The sequence below is a fragment of the Bradyrhizobium arachidis genome (assembly GCF_024758505.1).
GTDB classification, from domain to species: domain Bacteria; phylum Pseudomonadota; class Alphaproteobacteria; order Rhizobiales; family Xanthobacteraceae; genus Bradyrhizobium; species Bradyrhizobium manausense_C.
Genome location: NZ_CP077970.1, coordinates 2,387,116 through 2,406,499, shown reverse-complemented (window position 1 = coordinate 2,406,499; position 19,384 = coordinate 2,387,116). Strand labels below are relative to the sequence as shown.

At 63.0% G+C, this 19,384-nt stretch carries 14 protein-coding genes; 7 read left to right on the top strand and 7 right to left on the bottom strand.

Annotation, left to right across the window (positions count from 1 at the left end):
• Position 1 precedes the first annotated feature (1 nt).
• From KUF59_RS10545 to KUF59_RS10530, 4 genes are all read left to right on the top strand, one after another.
• Positions 2-703, top strand: a complete 702-nt coding sequence (locus KUF59_RS10545; RefSeq protein WP_258769415.1) for a DUF4286 family protein — start codon at positions 2-4, stop codon at positions 701-703.
• A 239-nt stretch (positions 704-942) separates the two neighbouring features.
• A complete protein-coding gene (locus KUF59_RS10540) occupies positions 943-2,742 on the top strand; it encodes an FAD-dependent oxidoreductase (RefSeq protein ID WP_258769414.1) in 1,800 nt (599 codons plus the stop codon).
• The gene (locus KUF59_RS10535; protein WP_212462028.1) at positions 2,712-4,559 is read left to right on the top strand and encodes a 2-oxoacid:acceptor oxidoreductase subunit alpha; all 1,848 of its coding nucleotides are present in this window, start codon (positions 2,712-2,714) and stop codon (positions 4,557-4,559) included. Before KUF59_RS10540 ends, KUF59_RS10535 begins: the two co-directional genes overlap by 31 nt.
• Positions 4,556-5,611, top strand: coding sequence for a 2-oxoacid:ferredoxin oxidoreductase subunit beta (locus tag KUF59_RS10530; RefSeq protein ID WP_258769413.1), 1,056 nt, complete (start codon positions 4,556-4,558; stop codon positions 5,609-5,611). The genes KUF59_RS10535 and KUF59_RS10530 overlap by 4 nt, the downstream gene beginning before the upstream one ends.
• A gap of 103 nt (positions 5,612-5,714) precedes the next feature.
• On the opposite strand, the gene KUF59_RS10525 is transcribed toward KUF59_RS10530, so the two are convergent.
• The 3 genes from KUF59_RS10525 to KUF59_RS10515 all read right to left on the bottom strand — a co-directional run bounded on the left by KUF59_RS10525 (position 5,715) and on the right by KUF59_RS10515 (position 8,953).
• A complete protein-coding gene (locus KUF59_RS10525; protein WP_212462026.1) occupies positions 5,715-6,158 on the bottom strand; it encodes a DUF4399 domain-containing protein in 444 nt (147 codons plus the stop codon).
• Between the two features lie 31 nt (positions 6,159-6,189).
• Positions 6,190-7,734: an SUMF1/EgtB/PvdO family nonheme iron enzyme gene (locus KUF59_RS10520; RefSeq protein WP_258769412.1), complete on the bottom strand. Its 1,545-nt coding sequence runs from the start codon at positions 7,732-7,734 to the stop codon at positions 6,190-6,192.
• A gap of 235 nt (positions 7,735-7,969) precedes the next feature.
• A complete protein-coding gene (locus KUF59_RS10515; RefSeq protein ID WP_258769411.1) occupies positions 7,970-8,953 on the bottom strand; it encodes an ABC transporter substrate-binding protein in 984 nt (327 codons plus the stop codon).
• A gap of 166 nt (positions 8,954-9,119) precedes the next feature.
• Between KUF59_RS10515 and KUF59_RS10510 the strand changes: the two genes are divergently transcribed.
• Positions 9,120-9,740, top strand: a complete 621-nt coding sequence (locus tag KUF59_RS10510) for a hypothetical protein (RefSeq protein WP_258769410.1) — start codon at positions 9,120-9,122, stop codon at positions 9,738-9,740.
• Between the two features lie 27 nt (positions 9,741-9,767).
• On the top strand, positions 9,768-10,217 hold the full coding sequence (locus tag KUF59_RS10505; protein ID WP_212462022.1) for a DsrE family protein: 450 nt from the start codon (positions 9,768-9,770) through the stop codon (positions 10,215-10,217).
• A 261-nt stretch (positions 10,218-10,478) separates the two neighbouring features.
• On the opposite strand, the gene KUF59_RS10500 is transcribed toward KUF59_RS10505, so the two are convergent.
• The 4 genes from KUF59_RS10500 to KUF59_RS10485 form a co-directional block, all read right to left on the bottom strand.
• Positions 10,479-12,023, bottom strand: coding sequence for a SpoVR family protein (locus KUF59_RS10500; protein WP_212462021.1), 1,545 nt, complete (start codon positions 12,021-12,023; stop codon positions 10,479-10,481).
• The gene (locus KUF59_RS10495) at positions 12,020-13,294 is read right to left on the bottom strand and encodes a YeaH/YhbH family protein (RefSeq protein WP_258769997.1); all 1,275 of its coding nucleotides are present in this window, start codon (positions 13,292-13,294) and stop codon (positions 12,020-12,022) included. The genes KUF59_RS10500 and KUF59_RS10495 overlap by 4 nt, the downstream gene beginning before the upstream one ends.
• A 19-nt stretch (positions 13,295-13,313) precedes the next feature.
• Positions 13,314-15,257: a PrkA family serine protein kinase gene (locus KUF59_RS10490; RefSeq protein WP_212462020.1), complete on the bottom strand. Its 1,944-nt coding sequence runs from the start codon at positions 15,255-15,257 to the stop codon at positions 13,314-13,316.
• Positions 15,258-15,561: 304 nt separating this feature from the next.
• Complete coding sequence (locus KUF59_RS10485; protein WP_212462019.1) at positions 15,562-16,212, bottom strand: STM3941 family protein; 651 nt, start codon at positions 16,210-16,212, stop codon at positions 15,562-15,564.
• 319 nt (positions 16,213-16,531) lie between these two features.
• Here KUF59_RS10485 and KUF59_RS10480 point away from each other — a divergent pair, with 319 nt between their 5' ends.
• Complete coding sequence (locus tag KUF59_RS10480; protein WP_258769408.1) at positions 16,532-19,381, top strand: bifunctional transaldolase/phosoglucose isomerase; 2,850 nt, start codon at positions 16,532-16,534, stop codon at positions 19,379-19,381.
• Positions 19,382-19,384: the final 3 nt, after the last annotated feature.

Below are 19,384 nucleotides of genomic sequence, written 5' to 3'. Positions count from 1 at the left end.
AATGCCGCTCGCCGGGAAGGGCATGCTGCTGACGTCGATGGATATCGACGCGGAGCATGAAGCCGATTTCAACCGCTGGTACGACCGCGAACATCTCGAGGAGCGCGTCGCGATCGACGGATTCCTGGAGGCGCGGCGCTATGTCGCGCATGCCGCCAACCCCAAATATCTCAGCCTCTATTCGACCGCGACGCTCGACGTGCTCGACAGCCCCGCCTACCGGGCGCGGCTCGCCAACCAGACCGAGTGGTCGCGCCAAACCATGGCGCGCTTCAAGAACATGCTGCGTGTGGTGGCGCGCATAACCATCAGCCACGGCACCGGGCGCGGCGTTGCGCTCGGCGTGGTGCGGCTGCGGCCGACGGCCGACAACGCGAGCGCCTTGCGTGACGCACTGCGGGAAAAATTCGCGCCGGAAAAATCCGCCGGTATCATCTCCATACATCTGTTGGAGAGCGAGGCGGAATTGTCCGGTCCCACGGCGGGGATTCCGTCAGTGCCAAATGCCGGCGCGCGAGACTGGTTCGTCCTGATCGACGGCACGCATGTCAGCGCGGTGTCTTCGGTGATCGCCGAACGCTTCACCGGCCCCGCAGTATCGCCGTCCACGCTGCCCGTTTCCGTCGGCACCTACTGCCTGATGTGGGATCTCGCCAAGAGCGACATCAACAGTCACATCAAAAACGACTTGGCAAGCGGTTGAGCTCGCACACACGCAGCGCGAGATGCTGCACCGCCACATAAGCCCCGCGCCATTAATGCTATCAGCGCGCAGCTCCCATGAAAGCTGGAGATCGCCGAAATTTGCCTTTGTGCAGGGTTCGGAATGGTTCTAATAAGGTAAGCCTATGATCCAATTCAAAAACCATATCGACGCGTTCTAGGCGTTCGCAAGCTCAAGAAGGCCGCAGGGGTCCTTGAGCCCGTGCGGACAGGGTAGGAATGAAACCGACCGATATTGCGGCCCCCGACTACTTTCACAAGGTAGTCGATTGTCAGTGGGCCTGTCCTGCGCACACTCCTGTTCCCGAATATATCCGGTTGATCGCGCAAGGCCGCTACAGCGACGCCTACATGATCAATTGGAAGTCGAACGTGTTCCCCGGAATTCTGGGACGCACCTGCGACCGCCCATGCGAGCCGGCCTGTCGCCGCGGCCGCGTCGAGGAAACTCCGGTCGCGATCTGCCGCCTCAAACGCGTTGCCGCCGACTTCAAGGACGACATCAAGCAGCGCCTGCCGCACCCCGCAGCGAAGAACGGCAAGCGCATCGCGCTGGTCGGCGGCGGACCCGCCTCGCTGACCGTGGCGCGCGACCTCGCGCCGCTCGGCTATCACTGCACCGTGTTCGACGGCGATCCGGAAGCGGGCGGCATGATGCGGACGCAGATCCCGAAGTTCCGCCTGCCCAATTCCGTGATCGACGAGGAGACCGGCTACATCCTCAATCTCGGCGTTGAATTCAAAGGCGGTCACCGCATCGAGAGCATGAATGCGCTGCTCGCGGAGAAATACGACGCGATCTTCGTCGGCTCCGGCGCGCCACGCGGCCGCGAGCTCGACATTCCCGGCCGGAAAGAGGCCGCGGCCAACATTCATATCGGCATCGAATGGCTGGCCAACGTGTCGTTCGGCCATGTCGACAAGATCGGCAAACGCGTCATCGTGCTCGGCGGCGGCAACACCGCGATGGATTGCTGCCGCACCGCGCGCCGGCTCGGCGGCGAGAAAGTCACGGTGGTCGTCCGCTCCGGCTTCGAGGAGATGAAGGCCTCGCCGTGGGAGAAGGAAGACGCGATCCACGAGGATATTCCGATCCTCAACTACATGGTGCCGGTGGCATTCAAGCATGTCGCCGGCAAGCTCATCGGCGTCACCTTCCAGCACGTCAAGGCCGAATACGACGCCAAAGGCCGCCGCAATCTGGTGCCTTCGGGCGACCCCGATCAGACCATTCCCTGCGACGACGTGCTGGTGGCGGTCGGCCAGGAGAATGCCTTCCCCTGGATCGAGCAGGATTGCGGCATCGAGTTCGACAAATGGCACATGCCCAAGGTCGATCAGAAGACCTTCGTCTCGACCAATCCAAAGGTGTTCTTCGGCGGCGACGCCGCTTTCGGCCCCAAGAACATCATCTGGGCGGTGGCGCACGGCCATGACGCCGCGATGTCGATCCACAGGCTGCTGTCCGGCGAGGACATCAATGAGCGGCCGTTGCCGGAGGTGCAAATCTCCTCGCAGAAGATGGGCATCCACGAGTGGAGCTACGACAACGACATCTCCATCGACAAGCGCTTCAAGGTGCCGCATCGCGACAAGGTCGTCGCGCTGAAGGACATCCGTGCCGAGGTCGAGCTGGGCTATGACGTCAAGCTCGCGCTCGGCGAGGCGCATCGCTGCCTGAACTGCGACGTGCAGACCGTGTTCTCGACCTCGCTGTGCATCGAGTGCGACGCCTGCGCCGACATCTGCCCGATGGACTGCATCACCTTCACTGATAATGGCGAGGAAAGCGACCTGCGCACCCGCCTGAAGGCGCCTTCACCGCATCCGGACCAGGACCTCTACGTCTCCAGCGACCTGAAGACGGGCCGCGTGATGGTGAAGGACGAAGACGTCTGCCTGCATTGCGGGCTGTGTGCAGAGCGCTGCCCCACCGGTGCCTGGGACATGCAAAAATATTTCATCGAAATGACTTACGCGGGATCATCATGTCCGACAAAAAGCCGATCAGCAGCGTAAACGACTTCGTCGTCCGCTTCGCCAACGTCAACGGCTCGGGCTCGGCTTCTGCGAACGAGATGTTCGCGCGCTCGATCCTGCGCCATGGCGTTCCGGTCTCGCCCCGCAACATCTTTCCCTCCAACATCCAGGGTCTGCCGACCTGGTACGAGGTGCGGGTGACCGAGGACGGCCATCTCGGCGCCCGCGGCGGCGTCGACTTGATGGTGGCGATGAATCCGCAGACCTGGGACAAGGACGTCGCCGGCATCGAGCCGGGCGGCTATCTGTTCTACGATTCCACCAAGCCGATGCCGTCGACGAAGTTTCGCGACGACATCACCGTGATCGGCGTGCCCCTGACCGCGATCACCAACTCCACCTATACCGATCCGCGGCAGCGCCAGCTCTTCAAGAACATCATCTATCTGGGTAGCCTCTCCGCGCTGCTCGACATGGATCCAAAACTGATCGAGCAGCTGATCGGCGAGCAGTACAAGGGCAAGGAAAAACTGCTCTCCTCCAACGTCCACGCGCTGCATCTCGGACGCGACTGGGCGCTGCAGAATCTGAAATGCCCGATCGGGCTGCGGGTGAAGAAATCCGACAAGGTCGGCGACCGCATCTTCATCGAGGGCAACAGCGCCGCCGCGCTTGGCGCCGTCTATGGCGGGGCCACTGTGTGCGCCTGGTATCCGATCACGCCATCCTCGTCGGTGGCGGAAGCCTTCACTGCCCACTGCAAGAAATATCGTCACGATCCCGCGACGGGGAAGGCGAACTACGCCATCGTCCAGGGCGAGGACGAGCTGGCCTCGATCGGCATGGTGATCGGCGCCGGCTGGAACGGCGCCCGCGCCTTCACCGCGACGTCGGGCCCTGGCATCTCACTGATGACGGAGTTCATCGGGCTGTCCTACTTCGCCGAAATCCCGGCCGTGATCATGAACATCCAGCGCGCCGGCCCGTCGACGGGCATGCCGACGCGCACCCAGCAATGCGACATCATCGCCTGCGCCTATGCTTCGCATGGCGACACCAAGCACGTGCTGCTGTTCCCGGAAGATCCGGCTGAGGCCTTCGAGTTTGCGGCCGCATCCTTCGACCTCGCCGAGCGGCTGCAAACCACGATCTTCCTGATGCTCGATCTCGACATCGGCATGAACCACCGCCTCAGCCGTCCGCTGAAGTGGGACGATGCGCGGCAATACGACCGCGGCAAGGTGATGACCGCGGAGATGTTGGAAGAAGGCCGCGATTTCGGCCGCTATCTCGACGTCGATGGCGATGGCATTCCCTACCGTACCTATCCCGGCACGCATCCGACCAAGGGCTCCTACTTCACCCGCGGCACCTCGCGCGACCGCTATGCGCGCTATTCCGAGGAAGGCCCCGTCTATGCCGACAACATGCAGCGTCTGGTGCGCAAGTTCGAGACCGCGCAGGATCTCGTGCCGCGTCCGCTGCAGGCCAATGCCGAACGGCCGACCAAATACGGCGTGATCTACTTCGGCTCGACATCGCCGGCGATGGACGAGGCGATCGGGCTATTGGAGGCGCGCGGGCATCAGCTCGATCGCCTGCGCATCCGCGCCTTCCCGTTCCATTCCAGCGTCGCGAGCTTTTTGGCCGAGCACGACTTCGTCTATGTGGTCGAGCAGAACCGTGACGGCCAGCTCCGTCAGCTCATCGTCAACGAGAACGGCATCGATCCGGTGCGCCTCGTGCCGATCCTGCACTATGACGGCTCACCGATCACCGCCCGCTTCATCGCAAAAGCCATTGGCGACCACCAGGATCACCTCAAGGTGACCCCGCTCCGCAAGGCCGTGTCATGACCTACATTGCAAAGCCGAAATTCCATCACCCGGGCCTGAAGAAGAACGAGCTCGGCTACACGCATCGCGACTACGAGGGCAAGATCTCGACGCTGTGCGCCGGCTGCGGCCATGACTCGATCACCGCCTCCATCATCGAAGCCTGCTACGAGCTCTCGATCGAGCCGCATCGGGTTGCAAAAATCTCCGGCATCGGCTGCTCGTCCAAGACGCCGGACTACTTTCTCGGCAATTCGCACGGCTTCAACTCCGTGCACGGCCGCATGCCATCGGTGCTGACCGGCGCCAATCTCGCCAACCGCGATCTGATCTATCTCGGCGTGTCCGGCGACGGCGATTCCGCCTCCATCGGCTTCGGCCAGTTCGCGCATTCGATCCGGCGCGCCGTCAACATGACCTATATCGTCGAGAACAACGGCGTCTACGGCCTGACCAAGGGCCAGTTCTCGGCGACCGCCGACCGCGGCTCGAAATCCAAGAAGGGCGTCACCAACACCGACAACGCCATCGACCTCGTCGCGATCGCGCTGCAGCTCGGCGCCACCTTCGTCGCGCGCTCCTTCTCCGGCGACAAGAGCCAGCTCGTGCCGCTGATCGCGGCCGCGATCCGCCACAAGGGCGCGTCCTTCATCGACGTCGTCAGCCCGTGCATCGCCTTCAATAACCATGCCGGCTCGACCAAGAGCTTTGACTATGTCCGCGAGCACAATGACGCGGTGAACCGGCTCGACGTGCTGGTCGGGCGCGACCCGATCGCCGTCGACTACGCGCCCGGCACGGTGCAGGTGGTCGAGCAGCATGACGGCTCCAGGCTCGCGCTGCGCAAGCTCGATGCCGACTACGATCCGCATGATCGCCTGGGTGCGATGACCTTCCTGCAGAAGCACGCCGCAAAGGGCCAGATCGTCACGGGACTACTCTATGTCGATCCCGACGCCGAGGATCTGCACGAGCATCTCAACACGGTCGAGGCACCGCTGAACACGCTGGAAGCGGATACCCTCTGTCCGGGATCGGCTGTGCTGGACAAGATCAATGCCAGCCTGCGGTAGATTTCCGTTCCGATAGAATCGGAACGGAAGCTCTAGATTCCTGTTTTGACGCGTTTTCTTGACGCAAACCGGTGTCCACTTCGCTGGACAACGCTTTGGCAGCTTACCGCGATGAAACGAGCGGCCTGACGCGTATCGTGATCTTCTCCGACACGACGGGCGGCTCGAACGGATAGTGCTTCGCATCGCCCAGCACCAGCTGCAGCGTGTGCGGCCCCGGCGGGAGTTCGAGCAAGGTTTCAGTCTGCCCCGCCCCGAAATGCAGATGCGACTTGTCCTGCGGGATCGGCTCCTTCGGATCAATGGGATCGTTGACGTCGACCAGCAAATGATGATGGCCGGCGTTCTGATAGTCGTCGCCGGCATGGGTCACACCCATGTTCCGCAAGCCGAAGCGGACCCAGAATCCGCCGCGAACCTTCTGCCCGTCACGCGGGGTGATGAAATAGACCTTTGCGTCCTTGGGAGCGGTCTTGCCCTGAGAATAAGCGGCGCCGGGGAGCAATGCGAGCGCCGTTACCAGCACGACGCAGCGAATGACTTTCATCAAACTTACTCCAGCATTTCAAGGACTGCACTTAAGGACTGAGAGCGACGCGGAATCCATGCGTCGGGTAACGAACATTAGTGTCGTAGCCATCGCGGTTGGACGGCCGCACATATCTCGAATCGTTCTTCCAGGAGCCCGAACGCAGCACGTGCGATGGGCAGTCGCCGCCGGTCCATGCCGAGCCGTCGCCTGGCGCGCCCTGGTAGGTCCTGTGCCAGCAATCCGCGACCCACTGGTCGATACCGCCGCCCATGTCGTAGAGCCCGAACGGATTGGGCTTGAAGCTGCCGACCTTGGCCGGCTGCTCGGCCGCGAGATCACCGCAATCCTTACATCCGGCCATGCCCGGCTGAAGCCTGTCGCCCCACCAATATTTGGTCTGCGTTCCGCCGCGCGCCGCATATTCCCATTCAGCTTCGCTCGGAAGCCGATAGGGCTTCTTCGTCGCCTGCGCGAGATAGGAGACATATTGCTGCGCGTCGGTCCAGCTCACATTGGAGACCGGCGCATCGTCCTTGCCGGTGGCGGTGAAGGCGCACGCCTTGGCGGCGGCGCATTCGTTCCATTCCTGCACCGTCACCGGATATTTGCCGATCGAGAACGGCTTGATCGTGACTTGGTGGACAGGACGTTCGGTCGGATCATCGTTGCTTCCCATTGCAAAGCTGCCGCTGGGAATGGCGATCATCTGGGGTTCGCGGACCGCCGGCGCCGCGGGTGGGCCGGGCGCAGGGACAGGCGACGGAGGTGCCGACGCCAATGAGGGAGAAGGCTGCGGCGACTGCGTTGCCGCTTCGCGCTGCGGAGGCGGCGGGCTCGCGGATGCGGCCGGCGAAGGGCTCGGCGAAGCGACCGGCGCAGCGGCCTGCTCGCTCACCCTGCCCGGCATCTGCGTCAGCATATACCAGAGCACGCTGGCGGCGAGCGCCAGCAACGTGACGCTCAGAAGAAAGATCAGGAGATTCTCGCGCCGGCCGCGCGTTCTGCCGACTGCATCTGCATCCGGCAGCACGCGATAGATCCGCACGGGATCGGTGATGTTCTTGACCTTGCGTTCCCCGAGCGACTCATAGCCACACACCAACTTGTGCTTGATCTGCTCGTAGATCGCGCCGGAGATGTAGACCTGACCAGGCTCCGCGATACCCTCGATGCGCGTGGCGATGTTGACGCCGTCGCCGTAAATATCGTCCGGCTCGACGATGACATCACCGAGATTGACGCCGATGCGGTATTCGATCCGGGAATGCCTCGGAAGCGAGGTGTTGCGGCCGATGAGGTTCTGCTGGATGACGATGCTGCATCGAACGGCCTCGACGGGACTGTCGAAAATCGCGATGAAGCCGTCGCCCGTCGTCTTCACCAGAGTTCCATGATGCTCGACGATGCTGGGCTCGATCAGATCCCGCTCGATCCGCTTGACGCGCACATGCGTGCCTTCCTCATCAGCCTGCATCAAGCGGCTGTAGGAAGCGATGTCACCGACGATGATCGCAGCGAGACGGCGAGGCATTGCGCCGTGCGGGGGCGGATCACCCTGATTTCCGGATCTGAAGTTGCGAATTTCGCCCATTGCGGGGACTCCACAAACTTGCAAAGGCGCGAGCTTACGCTTCCGAAAGGCAATCGTCTGTGAAGGCTATCACATTGATGAACCGGGACAATGTCGAAGGACTCTGCGGCATCGAGTTCCCGAGGGCGCAAGCACCGCGTCGATTGAACTTTCCTGACGCGGCCGGCGACTAAGGCGCTGCGTGGAACCAGCCACCCTCACTCGGCCCGCCGTGAACCGGCTCGATGTCGTTCGCTCACTCAATGGTTTCATCGGCGCTCGCCAGCAGCGCGGGCGGGATTTCGATCCCCAGCAGTTTCGCCGTGTTCAGATTGATCACCAGCTCGAATTTTGTCGGGGCCTGCACCGGCAGATCGGCGGGGCTGCGGCCGCGGAGAATCTGGTCGGCATAGGACGCGGCCTGCCGGTACAGTTCGGGGAAATCCAGGCCATACGACATCAGCGCGCCATTCGCCGCAAAGGTTCGGAACGGATGGATGCTGGGAATGCGCAGCTCGCTGGTTAGCCGAATGATCAGGTCCTGATGCAGGATCGGCAGTGAGTCCGGCAGCGTCATCAATCCGGCCCGCGGCGAGCCGGCCGCGCCGCGAATGGCGCGCTCGATGCCGTCAGCGTCGCGCACATCGACGGTTTGCACTGATACGCCCGACTCCCGTCCGTCGCGCTCGATCCGGCGCGCCAGGGGCGCGCTGGTGCTGTTGTCGGGATTCGCGATCAGGACGATCCGCTCAATCGTGGTATCGGCGTCCTTCAGGAGATCGACCCATTTGCCGCCCACCGCCGTCTCGAAATTGGTGAAGCCTGTCAGGCTGCCGCCGGGATGCGACAGCGATACCACGAGACCGAGCTCCACGGGATCGGCGACCAGCAGGAAGACGACGGGGATCGCGCCCGAATGCGGGCGCATGGCATCGAGCGTCGGATTTCCCTGCGCGATGAGCAAATCGGGCGCACGCGCGACCAGCGCGGCGGAGGCCGCGGACAGTGCCGAAGGTGTGGGTTCGGCGAGGCGCAGGTCGAACTCGAGATTGTCGCCCTCGCGCCAGCCGAGATCGCGCAGCTTCTCCAGCAGCGCGGCGCGCAGCGGCTCGATCTGCCGCGCGCTGAACGAGGAGACCATGCCGACCAGTTTTTTGCGCGACGCCGGCTGCGCGCTGGCGGCAAGCCAGGGCGTCAGCGCGCCGGACGCCATGGCACCGATGAAAGTCCGCCGTTTCATGCGCCCGTTCCGCCTGGTCTCGATCGCGCCCATCGGGGCCCGTTTACCAGCTTTTGGTCGGCCCGGAACGGGCAAAAGGGCCTATGAACGCGCGGCAGCCGGGACGCGACTAAAGGGCAACGGCCCTGCCCTTGGGTCACGATAAGTTCATGCGTCCGAGGCGGTCATGAAGCCTCCCCTGCTCGTTGCCCTCACCCTCGCGGTGCTCTCGGGTGCTGCACGCGCCGAGGATGACATCCACATCCGCAAAGCCACCAGGGCGGAGGCTGAGACCCTAAGCGCGCGGGTGTTTGCCGGCGCACCCGAGCAGAAGCGCTTTGCCTGCTTCGTCCGCCGCTACGATGCCGATCATCTGGCGCAGCATCCGAAGCAGAAGGTCGCCGCCATGAAGCTCCTGATGTCGACGGAATACGACAAGGAGGACAAGGAGCTACACTATTCCTTCCGCCTTGGCTTCAAGAACCGCCAGCGCTCCGGGAATTTCGAATCGGCCGGCTCGTGCAGCCACGTCGTGTTCGAGGACAGCGGCAACGAGGTCCGTTTCGGCTGCGGCGTCGAGTGCGACGGGGGTGGGATCGGCGTGGCGCTGTCGCAGGACGACAAATCGGCCATCGTGCGGCTCGAACGGGTGAGGGCCTGGCAAAGCGGCAAGCAGGATGAGGAGGCCGACGAATCCCTGCTCGCCGGCGCCGACGACAAGATGTTTCGTCTCGACCGCGCGCCCAACGGTGAGTGCGCCTCACTCGTGACCGACCGCAAGGAACTCGCAGCGCTCCGCCGCAAATGATAGGTTCGGGGCAGATCAGGAGCCGTGATGAATCGACGTAATATCCTCTGGGGCGCTGTCTCGGCGCTCGGGACAGCCTTTGCCGCCTTTCGCGCCCATGCTGCGACCGAGGCCCCGCCGGCCGGCAAGCTGAAGGTCGTCTATCACCTCAGCGACGCCGAGAAGGTCAATTTCGTGCTCGGCAACATCCAGAACCACATCGACGGCGTCGGCGGCCCCGAGCATGTGACGATTGCGCTGGTGATCCACGGCCCGGCGCTGAAGGCGTTTCACTGGGAGAAGGCCAACCCCGACATCAGCAAGCGCGTCAGCGACTTCGCCAAGGACGGCGTCGAGCTCGCCGCCTGCGGCAACACCATGAAGGCGCAGAACATCACACTGACGGATCTGTTGCCCGGTTTCGTCAGCGCGGAAAGAGGCGGCGTGGTCCGCCTCGCCGAGCTGCAATCGCAGGGGTATTTGTATTTGCGGCCGTGAGTTTCGGCGCAGCGCGGAGCGCGCGCTATTTCATCCTTCTCCCCTTGTTGTGGGAGAAGGTGGCGTAGACGGCCTCTGGCCGCCGTTCTTAAGAGGACGCCGAAGCGAAGCTTCGGCTATGGCGCCGGATGAGGGGTTGCTTCCGCAAATTCCATAGAGAGTTGCTTACGTGGAGAGAGACCCCTCACCCGTCTCGCCGCTACGCGGCGAGCCACCCTCTCCCACAAGGGGAGAGGGGAAGAGAGCACCGGTGCAAATTGACTAAGCCGCCGCGGGGATCGGCCGCGGGCTCACGACGTATTCCCGCAACACCTTGTCGTTGGCGTCGACCTCGATCAGCGACACGTCATAGGTCCAGAGATCGGCGAGGTGTTGGAGCACGCGTTTGGCGTCGGTCTCGTTGAGCTGCGCGCCCTTGATCACGTGATGATGCAGGATGAGGCGGCGGTCGCCGGAGAGATCGACGTCGACCACCTCGATATTGGCATCGATGAAGCCGACATCGTGCTGGCGCGCCAATTCGCGGCGGACGCGGCGGAAACCGCGGTCGTCGTGAATGGCGTCGACGCGGATGCCGGCGCGCTCCTCGGGATCGTCGTGCAGGTGGAACATGCGCAGATGCCGCATCAACTTCGGGCTCAGGAACTGGTTGATGAAGCTTTCGTCGCGATAATTGGCCCAGACGTCGCGCAGCACGCCCATCACGTCGCCCTTGCCGGCGATGTCCGGGAACCACTCGCGGTCCTCGGCTTCGGGATTGGTGACGATGCGCTCGATGTCCTGCATCATCGCAAAGCCGAGCGCGTAGGGATTGAAGCCCGAGAAGCGCGGATCGTCGAATTCCGGCTGGAACACAACGTTGGTGTGCGACTGCAGGAATTCGAGGAAGTTGCCGTCGGAAATCCGCCCCTTCTGGTGCAGCGCGTTCATGATGCGGTAGTGGACGTAGGTCGCCGTCCCCTCGTTCATCACCTTGGTCTGGCTCTGCGGATAGAAATACTGCGCGATGTGACGGACGACGCGCAACAGCTCGCGCTGCCAAGGCGCCAGCCGCGGCGCGCTCTTCTCGAGGAAGTAGAGCAGGTTCTCCTGCGGCAGGCCGAGCAGCTTGCGACGGCGCTCGATACTCAGCACGGTCCGGCTCTTGCGAGGCCCGGTCGGAACGGTACGCCAGAGATCGTTGAAGACCTCTTCCTCGTGCTGGCGGCGGCGCCCTGCCCGCTTCTCCTCGGCGCGCAAATCGAGCTTCTTCTTGCCGGGATAGCGGTCGATGCCGTGCGACATCAGCGCATGCGCAGCGTCGAGCGTGCGCTCGACCTCGGCGCGGCCGTAGCGCTCCTCGCACTGCGCGACGTAGTTCTTGGCAAAATCCAGATAGTCGAGGATGCCGTCGGCGTCGGTCCACTGCTTGAACAGATAGTTGTTCTTGAAGAAATGGTTGTGGCCGAAAGCAGCGTGCGCGATCACCAGCGTCTGCATCGTCGCGGTGTTCTCCTCCATCAAATACGAGATGCAGGGCGACGAGTTGATCACGATCTCATAGGCAAGACCCATCAGGCCCTTGCGGTAAGACGCCTCGTGAAACGCAAAATGCTTGCCGAACGACCAGTGCTTGTAGAACAAGGGCATGCCGACCGAGGAGTAGGCATCCAGCATCTGCTCGGCCGTAATGACCTCGATCTGGTTCGGATAGACGTCGAGCCCGAGCTGCTTGATCGCGACGTTCTCGCAGGCATCGTGGATGCGCTGCAAAATATGGAAGTCCCAGTCGGCGCCCTCGAACAGTCGTCCGGTCGTTTCCGTCATGGAGCGGCCTTCTCCTGGGTTTCGCGGCGCTGGAACAGGTCGTGGAAGACAGGGAAGATCTCGCTGCGCTCGCTGACTTTGCGCATCGAGAGCGGCGCGCCGCCGTTGCGCAGGCGCTCATAGAGCGTCCAGAGCGAGGAGTCGGACAGATCGAAGGCGCTGCCGCCGGATTCACCGACCTCGAGATAGGCGAAGAACTGGCAGACCGGCAGGATCTTTTCGGTCAGGAGCATGCCGGCGAGCTCGCCGTCGGAATAGGAGTTGTCGCCGTCCGACGCCTGGGCGGCATAGATGTTCCAGTCCGCCGGATTGAAGCGCTCGCGCACGATATCGCTCATCGCCTGCAGCGCGCTCGAAACCAGCGTGCCGCCGGAGGCGGGCCCGTAGAAGAAAGTCTGCTCGTCCACCTCCTCGGCGCGATCGGTGTGGCGGATGAAGACGATCTCGACATGCTTGTAGCGGCGCTTCAGGAAGACGTAGAGCAGCATGTAGAAGCGTTTTGCCAGATCCTTCATGTGCTCGGACATCGAGCCGGAGACGTCCATCAGGCAGAACATCACGGCTTGCGCCACTGGCTTGGGCACCGTCTCAAAGCGGCGGTAGCGGATGTCGATCGGATCGATGAACGGAATGCGCTTGGATTTTGCCTTGAGCTTCTCGAGCTTGGCGACGAGCTCGGCGCGCGTCTCCTCATCAGTGCAGTCGGCGATCTCGGCTTCCAGCTCCTCCATCTCGCTCTTGCGCGGACGTCGCAGCGCGATGCGGCGCGCCAGCGCGAGCTGCACCGTGCGGCTGACCGAGATGTTGGCGGGCGAGCCCGACGTGGTGTAGCCGGCGCGCTGGATGCCCTCGCTCTCGGTCTGCGCAATCTTGCGCTTGGCGAGATCGGGCAGCTCGAGATCGTCGAGGAAGAGATCGACGAACTCGTCGCGGCTCAAGACGAAGCGGAAGGCGTCTTCGCTGTCGCCTTCGCCGGGACCGGAGTCCTTGGCGCTGCCCTGGCCCTGACGCTGGAGATAGTCGCCCTCGACGAACTTCTTGTTGCCGGGCAGCACCATGTCGCGCGTGCCGCCCTCCCTCCGGAAGCGCGGCTCGTGCATGCCGTCCAGCGGGATAGTGACCTCTCCACCCTCCAGGACGTCCTTGATGTCGCGTTCCTGCGAGGTCTTCTTGACGGCGCCCTGCACCAGGGACTTGGCCCGACGCAAGAACCGCTGCCGGTTCTCAAGACTCTTGCCGCCTGGATTCAGGCGCCTGTCAATAATATGAATGGCCACTTTCGCATCCGTCTCAACCGGCCTGCTTCACGCGCATGTACCACTCGACGAGCCGGCGAACCTGACGCTCGGTGTAGCCGCGCTCCACCATGCGTGCGACGAATTCGCCGTGCTTCTTTTCGGTCTCGCCGTCCTTCTTCGACCCGAAGGAGATCACCGGAAGCAGGTCCTCGACCTGCGAGAATATCCGCTTTTCGATCACGTCGCGAATCTTCTCGTAGGAGGTCCAGGTCGGATTCTTGCCACCATGCTGTGCCCTGGCCCGTAACGAGAATTTGACCACCTCGTTGCGGAAGTCCTTGGGATTGGCGATGCCGGCCGGCTTCTCGATCTTGGTCAGCTCCTGGTTCAAAAGCTCGCGATCCAGCAGTTGCCCGGTGTCGGGATCCTTGAAGTCCTGGTCCTCGATCCAGGCGTCGGCATAGTCGACGTAGCGATCGAACAGGTTCTGGCCGTAATCCGAATAGGACTCCAGATAGGCCTTCTGGATCTCGTTGCCGATGAACTCGGCGTAGCGGGGCGCGAGCTCCGCCTTGATGAATTCGAGGTAACGCTTCTCGATTTCCTCAGGGAGCTGCTCGCGGCGGATCGACTGTTCCAGCGCGTACATCAGGTGCACCGCGTCGGCGGCGACCTCCTGCGGATCGTGGTTGAAGGTCGCGGCCAGGATCTTGAAGGCAAAGCGCGTGGAGACGCCGTCCATGCCCTCGTCGACGCCGGCGGCATCGCGATATTCCTGCACGCTGCGCGCCTTGGGATCGGACTCCTTCAGGCTCTCGCCGTCATAGATGCGCATCTTGCCGAACAGCGTCGAGTTCTCGTGCTTGCGCAGCCGTGACATCACCGAGAACCGCGCCATGGTCTCCAGTGTCGACGGCGCGCACGGCGCAGACGCAAGCTCGGAACCCTGGATCAGCTTCTCGTAGATCTTCTGCTCCTCAGTGACCCGCAAGACGTAGGGCACCTTGATCACGCAGATACGGTCGATGAACGCCTCGTTGTTCTTGTTGGCCTTGAAGCTCGCCCACTCCGCCTCGTTGGAGTGCGCGAGGATGACGCCGTTGAACGGGATCGCGCCGATATTCTCGGTGCCGATGTAGTTGCCTTCCTGCGTCGCTGTCAGCAGCGGATGCAGCATCTTGATCGGCGCCTTGAACATCTCGACGAATTCGAGGATGCCCTGGTTGGAGCGGTTGAGGCCGCCCGAATAGCTGTAGGCGTCGGGATCGTTCTGCGCATAGGTCTCGAGCTTGCGGATATCGACCTTGCCGACCAGCGAGGAGATGTCCTGGTTGTTCTCGTCACCCGGCTCGGTCTTGGCGACCGCGATCTGGCGCAACCGCGACGGCTGGATCCTGGCGACGCGGAATTGCGAGATGTCGCCGCCAAAGGCCTCGAGCCGCTTGTAGCACCACGGGCTCATCAAGCCGGTGAGGCGGCGGCGCGGGATGCCGTATTTCTCTTCCAGCATCGGCCCGAGCTGGTCGGGATCGAACAGGCTGAGCGGGCTCTCGAACACGGGCGAGAGTTCGTCGCCGGCCTTGAGCACGTAGATCGGGTGCACTTCCATCAGAGACTTGAGCCGCTCGGCGAGCGACGACTTGCCGCCACCGACCGGACCGAGGAGATAGAGGATCTGCTTGCGCTCTTCGAGACCCTGGGCTGCGTGGCGGAAGAAACCAACGATGCGTTCGATCGTTTCCTCCATGCCGTAGAAGCCTGCGAAGGCCGGATAGGTACGGATCGTGCGGTTCAAAAAAATACGGCCAAGGCGTGGGTCCTTGGCCGTGTCAATCGTCTGAGGCTCACCGATCGCAGCTAGTAGTCGTTCGGCTGCATTCGCGTATTTCATGGGATCGCTTCGACACGATTCCAAATATTCCGCCATCGACAGGTCGCTCTGACTTCTGGCCTCGAACGACCGAGCGAAAGCGTTGAACAAAGAATCGTTGTACATGATCCCTCTCCACTTATCTCCGCCGAGGCAACGATCCGTCTGACGGGAGTGTTCCTCGGATGTTTCGCGAATCAGCGTGAGCACATACGCGACATTGGACACCGGGCGAGGCAGCCTGCGCAACGCACAACGCAGGCACTAATTGAATTACAAACAGGCACCTGCCTCTTTTCATAGCTATGTCTGCGAATCCGCTTTTTAAGGTGGAGAGTTTTTAGTTAATGTATCCTTAACGCAACATCCGGGCGATACCGGGGATTTTCATTTTCCGGCAGTGCAGCAAAGCGGTCGGATGGCAGCGCGCTTATGACGTTTGTGAGGCGGTCGTGTGCTCACGATCGTGCCTCTGCTGCAATGCGGTGTGCGGATCGCTCGCGCCGTGAAAGGCCCGGCAGGCCTGCAACAGGGTGTCGAAATCGGTCGCAAGCCCTTGCGGGCTGATGACGACATGGGAATGCGGCGCCTCACACTCGGCATGGGTGCGCGGCGCCGCGCACTTGGCCTTGATGCACGAAAGCTGTCGCTGTAGCGCCGGCGTCAGCGTCAGCACGATGACCCTGCGTCCGCGGCATTCGAGGCCGGAAACTTCCGCAATCGAATCCCAGAGGAGGAATTCATTCCCGATGCGCAAGTCACGAAGGCCGTAGCGGCTGACGATCACGACCGGCCCGCGCTCCGTCGGCAACATCCAGATCAGACAACAGGTGGCAAGACCGAACAGCATGACGCCCGCGACACCCGCTTCCGCCTGGTGTTCGCCGATCCCGTTCCACCATCCGAAAGCAAGGCTTGCGCTGAGCAGGGTCATGACGAAGCCCGCGACAATCAGCGGCCCCAGGCGGGACGCCGAATAGCCGATTTCGAGATCGTCGGATGCATCCAGTTCGACAGCCTGTGCGCCCGCTCGCGAACGCCCGGCGACGGCGAATGCCAATCCATTGGAATGTGCGCCCATGCCCCTGCTCCCCAGCGCCGCGGTTCGACGAACCGAAGCTACCCCTGCGGGCCCACTTTGCGCCCGCCGAGCGAAACTCCGTCCAGCAGCCCAGCTGGCGTTACGCAACAAGCTCCGGCCGGAATTTGTTCGGCCAAACAACCTTCACGCAACAATACAGCCGGCAGCCGGGATCACTATGATCACACCGGAGTTATGCCGAGAGTATGACGCTCATACCCTTGATTGGTTCCCTTCCCTGGTCATGTTAACAGAGCATAGCGCGTCAGGACCGGCGCTGGAACCCCTTCGCGTACCGGCTTGGAGAGAAACAGAGATCATGAATCCCGTCAAAGAACTGGAAAAGCACGGACAGGCCGTCTGGCTGGACTTTTTGGCCCGCGGTTTCATCGCCAAGGGCGACCTGAAGCAGTTGATCGAGACCGACGGCGTCAAGGGCGTCACCTCCAATCCCGCCATCTTCGAAAAGGCGATCGGCAGCTCCGACGAGTATGACGCACCGGTCGGCAAGGCGCTGAAGCGCGGCGACCGGACGGTGGCCGAACTGTTCGAAAAGCTGGCCGTCGAGGACATCCAGAACGCCGCCGACGTGCTGCACCCGGTCTACAATCGCCTCAAGGGCCAGGATGGCTTCGTCAGCCTGGAGGTCTCGCCCTATCTCGCCAACGACACCAAAGGCACGGTCGCCGAGGCCCGGCACCTCTGGAAGGATGTCGATCGCAAGAACCTGATGATCAAGGTCCCGGCCACGCCGGAAGGCCTACCGGCGATCGAGCAACTGATCGGCGAAGGCATCAGCGTCAATATCACCCTGCTGTTCGCGCAGCAGGTCTATCGAGAGGTGGCCGAGGCGTATCTGGCGGGACTCGAAAAATACGTCGCAGGCGGCGGCGACCCCTCGCATGTGGCGAGCGTTGCGAGCTTCTTCGTCAGCCGGATCGACACCATGGTCGACAAGCAGCTCGACGAGAAGATCGCCCGCGCCAACGACCCGAGCGAGAAGGAGCGGCTGGCCGCGCTCAAGGGCAAGGTCGCGATCGCCAATGCAAAACTCGCCTATCAGGACTACAAGCGCCTGTACGCGGGTCCCCGCTGGGAAAAACTCGCCGCCAAGGGCGCCAAGCCGCAGCGGCTGCTGTGGGCGTCAACCGGCACCAAGAACAAGGACTACAGCGACGTCCTCTATGTCGAGGAATTGATCGGCCCCAACACCATCAACACGGTGCCGCCGGCGACGCTGGATGCATTCCGCGACCACGGCAAGCTGCGCGACAGCCTGGAGGAGAATGTCGAGGAAGCCAAGGCCGTGCTCGAGGAGCTGGCGCGATCCGGCATCTCGCTCGACGCGATCACCGAGGAGCTCGTCAAGGACGGCGTGAAGCAGTTTGCCGATGCCGCCGACAAGCTCTACGGCGCGGTCGCCTCCAAGCGTGCGACCGTGCTTGGCAACGCCGTCAACCGCCAGCAGCTGGGGCTCGGTGACGGCCTCGGCAAGGCCGTAACCAAGGCGACCGAAGAGTGGCGTGCATCCGCCAGGATCCGCCGGCTCTGGCAGCGCGACAAATCGGTCTGGACCGGGACTGATGAGGACAAGTGGCTCGGCTGGCTCGACAGCGCAGCGCAGGCCGACGTCGCCGACTACGCGGACTATGCGAACAAGGTGAAGGGCCAGAATTTCTCCGACGCCGTCGTGCTCGGCATGGGCGGCTCGAGCCTCGGACCGGAAGTGCTTAGCGAGACCTATGCCAGGAAGGCGGGCTTCCCCAAACTGCACGTCCTCGACTCCACCGACCCCGCGCAGGTCCGGGCGATGGAGCAGCAGATCGACATCGCCAACACCGTCTTCATCGTCTCCAGCAAGTCCGGCGGCACGACCGAGCCGAACGCGATGAAGGACTATTTCTACGACCGCGTCGCCAAGGCGGTCGGTCCGTCCGTGCGGACCGGCCACCGCTTCATTGCGGTCACCGATCCGGGCTCCTCGCTGGAGAAGGCCGCCAAGAAGCTCAACTATGCGCGCATCTTCCACGGTGAGCCCTCGATCGGCGGGCGCTATTCGGTGCTGTCGCCTTTCGGCCTCGTGCCGGCCGCGACCGCCGGGATCGACGTCGGCAGCTTCATCGGCCACGCGCTCACAATGATCCGTTCCTGCGGGCCGGATGTGCCGCCGCATGAAAATCCCGGCGTCCAGCTCGGCCTCGCCATGGGCCTCGCCGGCCTCGAAGGGCGCGACAAGGTGACGATCTTCTCATCGAAGAAGATCGCCGATTTCGGCGCTTGGGCCGAGCAGCTCATCGCCGAATCGACCGGCAAGGAAGGCAAGGGGCTGATCCCGATCGAGGGTGAGCCGCTGAACGACCATAGCGTTTATGGCAACGACCGTTTCTTCATCGACATCCGTACCGAGGGTGAAGCTGATGCCGTCCATGACGGGATGCTGTCCGCGCTCGAGAAGGCCGGCCATCCCGTGGTGCGCATCCTCATGAAGTCGATCGAGCATCTCGGCCAGGAGTTCTTCCGCTTCGAGATGGCAACCGCGGTTGCAGGCGCGGTCCTCGGCATCAATCCGTTCGACCAGCCGGACGTGGAGGCCGCCAAGATCAAGACCCGCGAGCTCACCGCCGCCTTCGAGAAGACCGGCGCGCTGCCGCCGGAACAGCCCGTCGTCAGCACGGCCGAAGCCGATCTCTACACTGACGAGAGCAACGCGGCTGCGTTGCGCGCCGCCGGTGCAAACGGCGATCTCGGCTCCTGGATCAAGGCGCATCTGTCACGCTCGCAGGCCGGCGACTATGTCGCCCTGCTCGGCTATATCGAGCGCGACAAGGCCACCATCGGCGCGCTCCAGAAGATGAGGGTCGCGGTGCTCGAAAAGCGCCATGTGGCGACCGCCGCCGAATTCGGGCCGCGTTTCCTGCATTCGACCGGCCAGGCCTACAAGGGCGGCCCGGACAGCGGCGTGTTCCTCCAGATCACGGCCGACGACGCCAAGGATCTGCCGGTGCCGGGCCAAAAGGCCAGCTTCGGCGTCATCAAGGCGGCGCAGGCGCGCGGCGATTTTGACGTACTCACCGAGCGCGGACGAAGGGCGCTCCGCGTCCACCTGAAGGGCGGACTGAAGAAGGGCCTCGCGGCGCTGAACGCGGCGATCTCCGAAGCGTTGAACTGACGA